Genomic DNA, 12148 nt, shown 5'->3' on the forward strand with positions numbered 1-12148 from the left:
TTTCATACGGAATTTTGCTACTCATAGTTATATTAGCGGCATGAATATAGGTATCATTGGTTTGGGCGATATGGGGCGTTTGTATGCAAAGGCTTTCGCAAAAGCAGGTTACACCGTTTGTGGCTGCGATTTACCCGAAAATCGTACTAAGCTGGAGGAGGAACTTTCGCCCTTTGGCATTACCATTATAGATAAGGCGGGTGATGTATCCCGTACCAACGACCTCATTATTTACTCCGTTGAAGCCGACAGGCTAGAGCAGGTGGTGGCAGAATGCGGTCCGCTGACTAAGTATGGAGCCATTGTTGCCGGCCAAACGTCCGTTAAGCATCCCGAGATAGCCATATTTGAAAAATACCTGCCTGCCGATGCGCAAATCATCACCTTTCACGCCATGCACGGGCCGGGCTTTGATCCAAAGGGGCAAACGCTTATCCTGATACCGCATCGTTGCCGGCCAGATGCTTACCAGCGGATGGTTGATCTGTTTACGGCTATCGGCAGCGATATTGTAGAAATTGCCGATTATCACGAGCATGATAAAATTGTAGCTGATACCCAGGCTGTAACCCACGTAGGTTTTGAGAGTATGGGCACCGCCTGGATGGCCGCCGGCTTTTTTCCATGGGAAAACGCATCCTATATAGGCGGTATTGATAATGTTAAAATCCTGACCACCCTTCGCATATTTAGTTATAAAGCGCACGTGTACGCGGGGCTTGCCATATTGAACCCATATGCAAGGCAGCAGGTAAAGCGTTATTCCGAATCAGAGTCGGAATTGTTTAAGCTGATGATCAAGGAAGAGGCCCAAACTTTCAGGGAGCGGCTGTACCGTGCCCGCGATTTTGTATTTCACGAAAGCCGCAAACCCATTATGCTGAACGATGTGGTGATGAAGGAGTTTTCCCTTTCGCAAAAGCCCGAACTGCAGAAGCCCAACTCGCACCTGAGCATATTAAGTATGGTTGATGCCTGGTACCACCTTGGTGTAAACCCCTATGATAACCTCATTTGCCAAACCCCACCATTTCGCCTCAGGCTGGGTATTGCCGAATACCTGTTTAAGAACGAGGAACTGCTGGAAGAGTCCATTGAAACTGCCCTGTATGACAAAACCATCCGCGGCGATGATCTGGAATTTCACTCGGCAGTAAGGGAGTGGTCGGCTATCATTGGTTACGGCGATATGGAAGGGTATAAAAAACACTTTAACGAGGTGCAAGCCTTTTTCAGCCATAGACTGGAAGAGGGGAAGGTGCAGAGCGCAGAGCTGATTAGAAGGTTAATGATGGAGTAGGGAGCCTTATACTTGAAATAAAAGGGTTTTCGTTTCCGGCATAATCACATATTAAATTATTGAGTAATACCTAAGCCAAACATGCGCCAGTTTAAGACTAAGTTTAAATTAATCTTTCTGCCTTTTGTATTTATTGCATTTTGCACACTTTTTATGTATACTTTTTTGCATTGGTTATTGATAATTAAACTTAATGCATTTGACATTTCCGAAAAATATATCAACTTTTTTATACCTGCGGGTCTTGTGTTTATCCCTCTTGTTATTTGGCTGCGGCCAAGGATAAAGCTGCTTAAGCTTAATTTTACCGGCAGGGGAGACCCGGTTGCATTATTAATTATTTTAACAGGGTTAACGGTGGCCGTACCTACAATTATTGCGCAGCAATATATAGAAACAGCAACAGGGAAATTAACCCCTTTAGATAGTATCAGCGAATTGAATGTTTTGCCTGCAACTAAATATTATACTGTTAAACAAATTTACAGCAATAAAAATATGGCGCATATAAAGGTGGTTTTTTCTGTAAGTGGAAAAAACAACAGCGATTTTAATATGACCGCCTATACTGCTGTTCCTGTTTTTGATCATATTTTTCCTGATACTACTGTAATCGTTGCTATGCGTAAAAGGGTAAATCCCAAAACATTGGTGATAATTAACAGTAAGCTAAGTTCTATGCTACAATTAAAAAAGCTGCCTGCTGATTCTATAAGATTAATGCGCTATGTAAACCCGTCACTTATTATGCCGCAATATGGTGACGCAGGAAAGTATGGTGCATTGGCAGTGGTAACGAGGGGGTATAAGCTGAAAAAAGAGCCAAAACAAATGAAAATATTCCCCGCAGCCTGGTTGGCTGTTAAATATGTCAAAACAATCAGCAATAGCTTGCCGCCTGCAGAAAAACAATTAAACTTTAAAGTATTTGCAGCAAAATGCGATATTGATTTTAAGCATGAGCCATTGAATAAGTTTGAATACTTAAGCAAGGTATCTTATAATGCAGATGATTTGAAATATTACACTGCCGCTATAAAGTCAAGAGACGATGTTATTGATGGAAAACAAATAATACTTTTACCCATTTATGAACCATTTGCCAAGCGTAATGGTAACAAAATGGTGTGGATATTGGGATCTTTTGTTACCGGTTCATCTGTCTTTTTATTGATCTTGCTGTGTTATCGGTTAAGAAATATAGAAAATTAGCGATCAACCTAAAATGTAGCAACCCGCCCCGGCGTGTTTAAGCTCTAAATAAACATGCTTTCTTTAACTCTGTTCATTCTTAAATTCTAAAAATCCCGGTTAAAACAAATTATGCGCCCTTGCTTATCGGTAGATCGCTTCGTACATGGCAAAGGTGCGTAAGGGAGAAATAAATCTATCCCAATTAAACCACTTAACCCCCAACCAGATACCCCAAAACCTCCTGTTAAAACACGCATATAAAATTTATAAAAAAATAACTCACTAACTATTTGATAATTACTACAAAGTTTCTATCTTTGCCGTCCCTTTCGGGGGGAATAATATGTCTTGAACGAAGCCCTACTGCTTCGATGGACACAAACAAATTAAGAAAATGTCAGGAATTATTGGTAAAAAAGTAGGAATGACYAGCATTTTCGACGAAACAGGGAAGAATATTCCTTGCACCGTAATCGAAGCTGGCCCTTGCGTGGTAACACAAGTTAAGTCTGTTGAATCAGACGGATATGCTGCTGTACAGCTGGCATATGGCGACAAAAAGGAAAAAAACACTTCTGGTCCGTTAAAAGGACACTTCCAAAAAGCCGGTACAACTCCAAAGCGTAAGCTTGTTGAATTCAAAACTTTCGAAGACGAAAAATCATTAGGTGATACTATCACTGTAGAGATTTTCGCCGCCGGAGATTTTGTTGATGTGGTTGGTACTTCAAAAGGTAAAGGATTTCAGGGTGTGGTAAAACGTCACGGTTTTGGTGGTGTGGGTATGCAAACTCACGGTCAGCATAATCGTTTACGTGCGCCGGGATCTTTGGGAGCATCGTCATGGCCATCTCGTGTATTTAAGGGCATGCGCATGGCGGGTCAAACCGGAAACGTACGCGTTAAAACACAGAATTTACAAGTTGTAAAGGTTTACGCTGAGCAGAATCTGTTGGTTGTTAAAGGTTCCATCCCCGGAGCTAAGGGTTCATTCGTAATAGTGGATAAATAAGATGGAAGTAAACGTATTAAACGTATCAGGTAAAGAAACAGGTGCCAAGGTGCAGCTTCCTGAGTCGGTATTCGGTATTGAACCAAACGATCACGCGATCTATCTTGATGTTAAGCAGTATTTAGCTAACCAGCGTCAGGGTACACACAAAGCAAAACAGCGTAACGAGATTGCAGGTTCAACCCGCAAATTATATAAACAAAAAGGTACAGGTGGTGCCCGTGCAGGTAGCGTTAAATCTCCATTATTTAATGGTGGTGGTCGCGTTTTCGGTCCGCAGCCCCGCGATTACAGCTTCAAGTTAAACAAGAAGTTAAAATCACTGGCCCGTAAATCGGCTTTATCATACAAAGCAAAGGATAACAACATTTTAGTATTGGAAGATTTTAATTTTGATAGCATCAAAACTAAAAACTACATTAAAATGGAGGCTGATCTGAATGTTACTAATGACAAAACATTATTAGTAGTAGCAGGCGCCGAAAATAACAATGTGTATTTATCAAGCAGAAACCTGAAGAAAACGAAAGTAATTTCAGTTGAGCAGCTAAACACTTATGATGTGTTAAACGCTGGTAAACTGTTATTAACTACAGGCGCTGTTAAAACTTTGGAGGAAGCATTAGCTAAGTAATTATGGAAATTTTAAAGAAACCCCTACTTACTGAAAAAGTAACTCAATTAACCGAGAAACTTAACCGTTATGCTTTCAAAGTTGATCACAGAGCAAACAAGATTCAGATTAAAGGTGCCATTGAGGCAATGTATGGTGTTAACGTTAAGGCGGTAAACACTATGAAATACGTCGGCAAACTTAAAACTCGCAATACTAAGGCAGGCGCCGTATCTGGCCGTGCTGCTACGTATAAAAAAGCGATCATTACGTTGAACGACGGGCAAACAATTGATTTTTACAGCAATATATAATTATAGAGATGGCAGTAAAGAGATTTAAACCGGTTACCCCGGGTACCCGTTTCAGAGTTGATGTATCTAACTCAGATATTACAACAAACGTTCCGGAAAAGTCGTTGGTTGTTTCAGCCAACACAAGATCGGGCGGACGTAACAACAGCGGTAAAATGACTATGCGCTACATGGGTGGTGGTCATAAACAAGCATATAGGTTAATTGATTTCAAACGTAATAAATTTGACATCCCGGCAAAAGTTGCAACTATTGAGTACGATCCTAACCGTTCGGCACGTATAGCACTGTTACATTTTGTTGATGGTGAAAAACGATATATGATAGCTCCGGAAGGCTTAACAGTTGGAACGGTAGTTGTATCTGGCGAGAGTGCTACTCCAGAGGTTGGTAATACCATGCCTTTGAAAAACATCCCGTTGGGTTCTATCATTCACAACATTGAGTTAAACCCAGGCCAGGGTGGTATTATTGCCCGCAGCGCCGGCACTTACGCTCAGTTATCAGCCCGTGATGGTAAATATGCCATTATTAAGTTGCCTTCAGGCGAAACACGTATGATACTGTCAACTTGTTTGGCAACTATTGGTACCGTTTCAAACGGCGAAAGAGCAAACGCGGTGTTAGGTAAAGCAGGCCGCAAACGCTGGTTAGGCCGCAGGCCGCGTGTTCGTGGTGTTGCCATGAACCCGGTAGATCACCCTATGGGTGGTGGTGAGGGCAGGGCCTCAGGTGGTCATCCACGTTCACGTAAAGGTTTGTTAGCTAAAGGCTACAAAACACGTGATAAGAAAAAAGGGTCGGATCGTTATATCATTGAAAGAAGGAAAAAATAATGGCACGTTCAATTAAAAAAGGACCTTATATTGATCATAACCTGGAAAGAAAAGTTCTGACCTTGAATGAATCAAGTAAAAAATCAGTTGTAAAAACATGGTCACGTCGTTCCATGATCTCTCCTGATTTCGTTGGTCACACATTCGCAGTACACAACGGTAACAAGTTTATCCCGGTGTATGTAACAGAAAACATGGTTGGTCACAAATTGGGAGAATTTGCTCCAACCCGTACATTCCGCGGTCACGCAGAAAAGAAAAAATAAGGCATGGAAGCAACAACTAAAATCAAAAAGTCTGTACTGATCAGGCAACAAAAAGAAGCTGCAAAAGCCCTTGTAGGCGGCGCTTCAGTTGCAAAGCTACAGAACTGCCCAACTTCACCACGCAAAATGCGTTTGGTGGTTGATCTGATCCGCGGTGAAAACGTTGAGAAAGCGTTATACATATTAAAATATACTAACAAAGAAGCTGCAATTCGTGTAGAGAAACTTTTGTTATCAGCCATCAAAAACTGGGAAGCAAAAAACGAAGGCAAACGCGTTGAAGATAGCGCCTTATTTGTTAAAGAGATTTCAGTAGGCGGTGGCCGTCAGCTTAAAAGATTGCGCCCAGCTCCGCAAGGAAGGGGATACCGCATACGCAAACGCTCAAACCATGTAACACTGATTGTGGATAGTAAAAACGATAATAATTAATTTGAAATGGGACAGAAAGCACATCCAATAGGTAACAGGTTAGGAATCATCAGAGGATGGGATTCTAATTGGTTCGGTGGCAATCACTATGCCGACAAATTAGTTGAAGACGAAAAGATCCGCAAATACCTTTCAGCTCGTATAGCTAAAGGCGGTGTATCAAAAGTGGTTATTGAGCGTACTTTAAAACGTATTACTGTAACTATCCACACTGCCCGTCCGGGTATTGTGATTGGTAAAGGTGGCGCAGAGGTTGATAAGATCAAAGAAGAGTTGAAAAAACTTACCAAAAAGGAAGTTCAGATCAACATATTCGAGATTAAACGCCCTGAGCTTGATGCACAATTAGTTGCAGAAGGTATCGCAAAACAATTAGAAGCACGTATCTCTTTCCGTCGTGCCATGAAAACTACAATTGCTTCAACCATGAGAATGGGCGCTGAAGGAATCAAGATCATGACATCAGGCAGGTTAGGCGGCGCCGAGATGGCACGTAGCGAACAATACAAAGAAGGAAGAATTCCTTTGCACACTTTCCGTGCCGATATTGACTATGCATTAGCAGAAGCATTAACTACCTATGGTAAAATAGGTGTTAAAGTATGGATCTGTAAAGGCGAAGTTTACGGCAAGCGCGATTTATCACCAAACATTGGTGGTACAAGCAGCAACAGCGGTAAAGGTGGCAGACCAGATGGTGCTCCGGCTTTCGGTGGTCGTGACAACGCTCGCGGTGGCGAACGTGGTGGCGAACGCAGAAACGACAGGAAACCAGGTGGCGACCGCAGAGGTGGCCCGGGTGCAGGTGGTCAAGGTGGTCCTCGTGGTGGCGGTAGCCGTCCGGGTGGTCAAGGTGGCAGCCGTCCAGGTGGTCAAGGTGGTGGTAACCGTCCAGGCGGCCCAGGAAAGAGATAATAATTATAAGTAGAAGAAAAATATCGTAACGATATAAAAGCTTAAGAAAATGCTACAGCCAAAAAGAACGAAGTTCAGAAAGATGCAAAAAGGCAGGATGAAAGGTTTAACCACTCGTGGTGCTGAACTTTCATTCGGATCTTTCGGTGTAAAATCACTCGAAGCGGCGTGGATTACCAGCCGCCAGATCGAGGCTGCACGTATCGCTGTAACACGTTTTATGAAACGTGAAGGCCAGGTATGGATCAGGATTTTTCCTGACAAGCCTGTAACCAAAAAACCAGCAGAGGTACGTATGGGTAAAGGTAAAGGTGCTCCGGAATATTGGGTAGCGGTAGTACGCCCCGGAAGGATCATTTTTGAAGCCGAAGGAGTGCCTTTGGAAGTTGCAAAAGAGGCTTTACGCCTTGCAGCTGCCAAGCTTCCTGTACAAACAAGATTTATTGTACGTAGGGATTACGTAGAAGCATAAATTGAGGAGTTGAAGGTTGTAAGGTTGAAAATGTTGTAAAGTTGGATTGACTTTCAACAGCCAACAAAAACATTACAACGTTGAAACATTCCAACATTACAACAAATAATAAAAGAAAATGAAACACTCAGAAATTTTGGAGCTATCAACAGAAGAATTGAATGCAAAACTCGCCGAGGAAAGGGCAACCCTAACCAAATTGAAGTTTGCTCATGCAGTTTCTGCTATTGAGAATCCATCCCGTATAACAAAGGTACGCAAGGGAATTGCTCAGTTAAATACTGAATTAACACAGCGCAAAGCGGCGTCGGCTTCTGAAAAGAATTAATTTTTTAAGCATTCAGAAAAATGGAAAGAAATTTAAGAAAAACACGTACCGGCCTGGTGGTTAGCAATAAGATGGAGAAATCTATTGTTGTGGCTGTTGAGCGTAAAGTAAAACACCCTATCTACGGTAAATTCGTGAAGAAAACCACAAAATTTATGGCTCATGATGAGACCAATACTTGTGGTATAGGCGATACCGTACTGATTATGGAAACCCGCCCGCTGAGCAAGAGCAAAAACTGGAGATTAGTTCAAATTTTAGAAAGGGCTAAATAAGATGGTACAACAGGAATCAAGATTAAACGTAGCCGATAACAGTGGCGCTAAAGAAGTTTTAGTGATCCGTGTGTTAGGTGGTACCGGTAAAAGGTATGCATCTATCGGCGATAAGATAGTAGTAACCGTGAAAAGCGCTTTACCATCAGGTAACGTTAAAAAAGGTACTGTATCAAAAGCCGTAGTAGTACGCACCAAAAAAGAGATCCGCAGAAAAGATGGTTCATACATCCGTTTCGACGATAATGCAGCTGTTTTGTTAAATAACCAGGACGAGCCAAGAGGTACCCGTATCTTTGGCCCGGTTGCAAGAGAACTGCGTGAGAAACAATTTATGAAAATTGTATCATTAGCACCGGAGGTATTGTAATCATGGAAAAGAAAAAACACGCACAACCAACTAAATTAAAGATCCGCAAAGGTGATTTAGTGAAAGTTATGGCCGGTGATTCAAAAGGAACACAAGGCAAAATTGTTGAAGTATTAGTTGACAAAGGCAGAGCTATTGTTGAAGGTGCCAATATGGTATCAAAACATACTAAACCTAATGCTGCTAATCCTAACGGCGGAATTGTTAAACAAGAAGCTGCTATACATATTTCAAACCTAATGCTGGTTGATCCTAAAACAGGTAATACAACCCGTGTTGGCCGTAAATTGAACGATGCCGGCAAATTAGTAAGGGTAGCAAAAAAATCAGGGGAGGAAATTAAGTAATGACTTACGTACCAAGATTAAAATCAAAATATAAGGAAGAAATTCGTACTGCACTGAAAGATAAATTTCAGTACAAAAGCGTAATGCAGGTTCCTAAACTGGAGAAAATTGCCATTAACCAGGGTGTTGGCGGTGCTACTACCGATAAGAAACTTATCGAGAACACCATCACTGAGTTAACAACCATCACTGGTCAGCAGGCAGTATCTTCAAAATCTAAAAAAGATATCTCGAACTTTAAATTGCGTAAAAATATGCCGGTAGGCGTACGTGTTACCTTGCGTGACAACACAATGTACGAGTTTTTAGATCGTTTAATCGCAGTTGCCCTGCCACGTATCCGTGATTTTAAAGGCATCAACGATAAAGGTTTTGACGGAAGAGGTAACTATACTTTAGGTATAACAGAGCAAATTATATTCCCTGAGATAAATATTGACAAAATCAATAAAATCCAAGGTATGGATATTACCTTTGTAACCTCCGCAACTAACGATGTTGAAGCATTGGAGTTGTTGAAACAATTTGGATTACCATTTAAAAATCAAAATAGCAATGGCTAAAGAAGGTGTAAAAGCACGTGAAGTAAAACGCGCTAAATTAGTTGCTAAATACGCAGAGAAAAGAGCAGCCCTTAAAGAAGCCGGCGATTATGCAGGCTTAGATAAATTACCAAAGGCTTCATCACCGGTAAAATTACACAACCGTTGTAAATTAACCGGCCGCCCTCGTGGTTATATGCGCCAGTTTGGCATTTCACGTGTAACATTCCGTGAAATGGCATTAGCAGGCAAAATACCGGGAGTAAAGAAAGCAAGCTGGTAAAAAAGAGCATAAAGCTCAAGGCATAAAGCATAAAGCTAAACATGCTTTAAGCTTTGTGCTTTTAGCATTGAGCTAAGAAAGAGAATTAACCGATGGCAGGTCGCCCCGGATGTTACGGGAAGGAAACCACCATCATAACACAATAAAATGAATACAGATCCAATCGCAGATTATCTTACACGAGTAAGGAATGCTATTAAAGCCAACCATAGGGTTGTTGAAATTCCTGCATCAAATCTTAAAAAGGAAATCACTAAGGTGCTTTTCGATAAAGGTTACATTGCCAATTACAAGTTTGAAGAAAATGGTCCTCAAGGCAGCATTAAAGTTGCTTTAAAATACCACCCGATAACTAAAATTTCTGCTATCCGTAGCATTACGCGCATCAGTAAACCAGGTTTGAGAAAATACGCAGGCATGGATAACTTGCCAAGAGTATTAAATGGTTTAGGTATCGCCATCCTGTCAACTTCAAAAGGCGTAATGTCTGATAAAGAGGCCCGTCAGCAAAATGTAGGTGGCGAAGTTTTATGCTACGTTTATTAATAGGAGAAATTAAGCAATGTCAAGAGTAGGAAAAGCACCGATAGCAATGCCACAAGGAGTAACCGTTACCGTATCAGCAGATAATGTTGTTACCGTAAAAGGCCCTAAAGGCGAATTGCAGCAAGCGGTTGATAGCGATATCACCATTGCACAGGAAGACGGTCAGTTACTGGTTCAACGCCCGTCTGATCAAAAACGTCACAAAGCATTACATGGTTTATACCGTGCGCTTTTAAATAACATGGTAGTAGGTGTAACAGAAGGTTACAAAATACAGCAGGAATTAGTGGGTGTGGGTTACCGTGCTACCAATACCGGTAATACTTTAGATTTAGTGTTGGGTTACTCTCACCACTATGTATTTGAATTACCAAAAGAAATTAAAGTTACAACCACTGCTGATAAGGGTAAAAACCCAACTATCATACTTGAATCAATTGACAAACAGTTAATTGGCCAGGTAGCTGCAAAAATACGCTCGTTACGTACACCAGAGCCTTACAAAGGTAAAGGTATCAAGTTTGTGGGCGAGATATTGAGAAGAAAAGCAGGTAAATCAGCATCTAAAAAATAATCGTCATGGGAGCTAAATTATCAAGAAGAGACAGGATTAAAAAGGGTATCAGAAAACGCCTTTCAGGATCAACAGAGCGTCCTCGCCTGTCAGTATTTAGGAGCAATAAAGGTATTTACGCGCAGATCATTGACGATTTAACCGGAAAAACTATCGTATCAGCATCGTCTTTATCAAAAGACTTTATCGCAGCAGAAGGCACAAAATCTGATCAATCAGTAGCCGTAGGCAAACTGGTAGCCCAGAAAGCTATTGCAGCAGGTATTAAAGATGTGGTTTTCGACAGGAACGGTTATTTGTACCATGGTCGTGTTAAGTCACTGGCCGAAGGTGCACGTGAAGGTGGTTTAAACTTTTAATCGAAAAGAGAAATGTCAACAATCAACATAAAAAGAGTAAAAACAAGCGAGATCGAATTAAAAGACCGCTTGGTAAGCATACAGCGTGTTGCCAAAGTAACCAAAGGTGGCCGTACTTTCAGCTTCAGTGCCATTGTGGTAGTGGGTGATGAGAACGGTGTTGTAGGTTACGGTTTAGGTAAAGCAAAAGAGGTTACCGAAGCAATTGCAAAAGGTATTGATGATGCTAAAAAGAACCTGGTAAAAGTGCCTATTATTAACGGTACAGTACCTCATGAGCAAATAGGTAAATTTAGTGGTGGTTTTGTTTTTATTAAACCAGCTGCTAACGGTACCGGTGTTATTGCGGGTGGTGCAATGCGTGCAGTGTTAGAGTCTGCAGGTATTCACAACGTATTAGCTAAATCAAAAGGTTCATCAAATCCGCACAACGTGGTTAAAGCAACCGTATCTGCGCTATCACAATTACGTGATGCACATACTGTGGCACAGCAACGTGGCGTTAGTTTAGGTAAAGTATTTAACGGATAATCAGTCATGGCCAAAATCAAAATAACACAGATTAAAAGCGTGATCGACAGAAGTGAGCGCCAAAAAAAGACTATCGAAGCATTAGGCTTGCGTAAAATTAACCACAGCGTGGAAGTTGAAGCAACTGCAGCTATAATTGGTATGGTTAGAAAAGTTAATCACCTGGTAGCGGTAGAAAATATTTAATATCATGAATTTAAGTAATTTAAAACCTGCAGAAGGTTCTACTAAAAATAGAAAAAGAATTGGCCGTGGTACAGGTTCTGGCCGTGGCGGTACGTCAACCCGTGGCCACAAAGGCGCCGGTTCACGTTCAGGTACAAGCACTAAGGTAGGTTTTGAAGGCGGTCAGATGCCTTTGCAACGCCGTGTGCCTAAGGTTGGTTTCAAAAACCCTAACCGTGTTGAGTATACAGGTGTTAACCTTGATGTACTGCAAGAATTAGTTGAGAAATATACACTTGCAAAAGTTGATTTCGCTACTTTGAAAGAACACGGATTGGTATCTCGTAATGACCTGGTTAAAATCCTCGGTCGTGGCGAGTTGAAAGCCAAATTAGAAGTTGAAGCACATGCATTTACTGCTACGGCTCAAAAAGCTATTGAAGCAGCTGGTGGTACCATAGTTAAGCTATAATT

The 12148-nt window shown here is 41.5% G+C and carries 22 protein-coding genes; all 22 read left to right on the forward strand.

All coding sequences use genetic code 11. The features are described from left to right. Window positions 1–40 precede the first annotated feature (40 nt). On the forward strand, window positions 41–1300 hold the full coding sequence (locus AC1DQW_RS03730; protein WP_477452913.1) for an NAD(P)-binding domain-containing protein: 1260 nt from the start codon (window positions 41–43) through the stop codon (window positions 1298–1300). Window positions 1301–1453: 153 nt separating this feature from the next. Continuing rightward, the gene (locus tag AC1DQW_RS03735) at window positions 1454–2512 is read left to right on the forward strand and encodes a hypothetical protein (RefSeq protein WP_477452914.1); all 1059 of its coding nucleotides are present in this window, start codon (window positions 1454–1456) and stop codon (window positions 2510–2512) included. Between the two features lie 376 nt (window positions 2513–2888). Continuing rightward, complete coding sequence (rplC, locus tag AC1DQW_RS03740) at window positions 2889–3506, forward strand: 50S ribosomal protein L3 (RefSeq protein WP_477402778.1); 618 nt, start codon at window positions 2889–2891, stop codon at window positions 3504–3506. 1 nt (window position 3507) lies between these two features. Then, window positions 3508–4140: a 50S ribosomal protein L4 gene (gene rplD, locus AC1DQW_RS03745; protein ID WP_183556568.1), complete on the forward strand. Its 633-nt coding sequence runs from the start codon at window positions 3508–3510 to the stop codon at window positions 4138–4140. A gap of 2 nt (window positions 4141–4142) precedes the next feature. Further along, complete coding sequence (rplW, locus tag AC1DQW_RS03750; protein WP_090643376.1) at window positions 4143–4433, forward strand: 50S ribosomal protein L23; 291 nt, start codon at window positions 4143–4145, stop codon at window positions 4431–4433. 8 nt (window positions 4434–4441) lie between these two features. Next, on the forward strand, window positions 4442–5269 hold the full coding sequence (gene rplB, locus AC1DQW_RS03755; RefSeq protein ID WP_477402779.1) for a 50S ribosomal protein L2: 828 nt from the start codon (window positions 4442–4444) through the stop codon (window positions 5267–5269). Further along, on the forward strand, window positions 5269–5535 hold the full coding sequence (gene rpsS / locus AC1DQW_RS03760) for a 30S ribosomal protein S19 (RefSeq protein ID WP_076377419.1): 267 nt from the start codon (window positions 5269–5271) through the stop codon (window positions 5533–5535). The genes rplB and rpsS overlap by 1 nt, the downstream gene beginning before the upstream one ends. Before the next feature lie 3 nt (window positions 5536–5538). Continuing rightward, window positions 5539–5967, forward strand: coding sequence for a 50S ribosomal protein L22 (gene rplV, locus AC1DQW_RS03765; protein ID WP_477402781.1), 429 nt, complete (start codon window positions 5539–5541; stop codon window positions 5965–5967). A 6-nt stretch (window positions 5968–5973) separates the two neighbouring features. After that, window positions 5974–6882: a 30S ribosomal protein S3 gene (gene rpsC, locus AC1DQW_RS03770; protein WP_477402782.1), complete on the forward strand. Its 909-nt coding sequence runs from the start codon at window positions 5974–5976 to the stop codon at window positions 6880–6882. Window positions 6883–6931: 49 nt separating this feature from the next. Then, a complete protein-coding gene (gene rplP / locus AC1DQW_RS03775) occupies window positions 6932–7354 on the forward strand; it encodes a 50S ribosomal protein L16 (protein WP_295717649.1) in 423 nt (140 codons plus the stop codon). Between the two features lie 118 nt (window positions 7355–7472). Then, entirely contained in the window at window positions 7473–7682 is a 210-nt protein-coding gene (rpmC, locus tag AC1DQW_RS03780) for a 50S ribosomal protein L29 (RefSeq protein ID WP_477402783.1), read from the forward strand. 20 nt (window positions 7683–7702) lie between these two features. Then, window positions 7703–7957: a 30S ribosomal protein S17 gene (rpsQ, locus tag AC1DQW_RS03785; protein ID WP_008506277.1), complete on the forward strand. Its 255-nt coding sequence runs from the start codon at window positions 7703–7705 to the stop codon at window positions 7955–7957. 1 nt (window position 7958) lies between these two features. Then, window positions 7959–8327 carry a 50S ribosomal protein L14 gene (rplN, locus tag AC1DQW_RS03790; RefSeq protein WP_073405786.1) on the forward strand — a complete coding sequence of 123 codons (369 nt, stop codon included), beginning with the start codon at window positions 7959–7961 and terminating at the stop codon, window positions 8325–8327. Between the two features lie 2 nt (window positions 8328–8329). Beyond that, window positions 8330–8674, forward strand: coding sequence for a 50S ribosomal protein L24 (rplX, locus tag AC1DQW_RS03795; RefSeq protein ID WP_477402784.1), 345 nt, complete (start codon window positions 8330–8332; stop codon window positions 8672–8674). After that, entirely contained in the window at window positions 8674–9237 is a 564-nt protein-coding gene (gene rplE, locus AC1DQW_RS03800; RefSeq protein ID WP_091215970.1) for a 50S ribosomal protein L5, read from the forward strand. The genes rplX and rplE overlap by 1 nt, the downstream gene beginning before the upstream one ends. Beyond that, window positions 9230–9499, forward strand: coding sequence for a 30S ribosomal protein S14 (rpsN, locus tag AC1DQW_RS03805; RefSeq protein WP_477402785.1), 270 nt, complete (start codon window positions 9230–9232; stop codon window positions 9497–9499). The genes rplE and rpsN overlap by 8 nt, the downstream gene beginning before the upstream one ends. 147 nt (window positions 9500–9646) lie before the next feature. Next, a complete protein-coding gene (gene rpsH, locus AC1DQW_RS03810; protein ID WP_477402786.1) occupies window positions 9647–10045 on the forward strand; it encodes a 30S ribosomal protein S8 in 399 nt (132 codons plus the stop codon). Window positions 10046–10061: 16 nt separating this feature from the next. Beyond that, complete coding sequence (rplF, locus tag AC1DQW_RS03815) at window positions 10062–10619, forward strand: 50S ribosomal protein L6 (RefSeq protein WP_477402787.1); 558 nt, start codon at window positions 10062–10064, stop codon at window positions 10617–10619. Between the two features lie 5 nt (window positions 10620–10624). Next, entirely contained in the window at window positions 10625–10978 is a 354-nt protein-coding gene (gene rplR / locus AC1DQW_RS03820; protein WP_477402788.1) for a 50S ribosomal protein L18, read from the forward strand. A gap of 12 nt (window positions 10979–10990) precedes the next feature. Further along, window positions 10991–11509, forward strand: coding sequence for a 30S ribosomal protein S5 (gene rpsE / locus AC1DQW_RS03825; protein ID WP_295717627.1), 519 nt, complete (start codon window positions 10991–10993; stop codon window positions 11507–11509). Window positions 11510–11515: 6 nt separating this feature from the next. Further along, window positions 11516–11695, forward strand: coding sequence for a 50S ribosomal protein L30 (gene rpmD, locus AC1DQW_RS03830; protein WP_090643431.1), 180 nt, complete (start codon window positions 11516–11518; stop codon window positions 11693–11695). Window positions 11696–11699: 4 nt separating this feature from the next. After that, window positions 11700–12146, forward strand: coding sequence for a 50S ribosomal protein L15 (gene rplO / locus AC1DQW_RS03835; RefSeq protein WP_091149790.1), 447 nt, complete (start codon window positions 11700–11702; stop codon window positions 12144–12146). Window positions 12147–12148 lie beyond the last annotated feature (2 nt).

Source organism: Mucilaginibacter sp. P5_A4, from assembly GCF_056400605.1.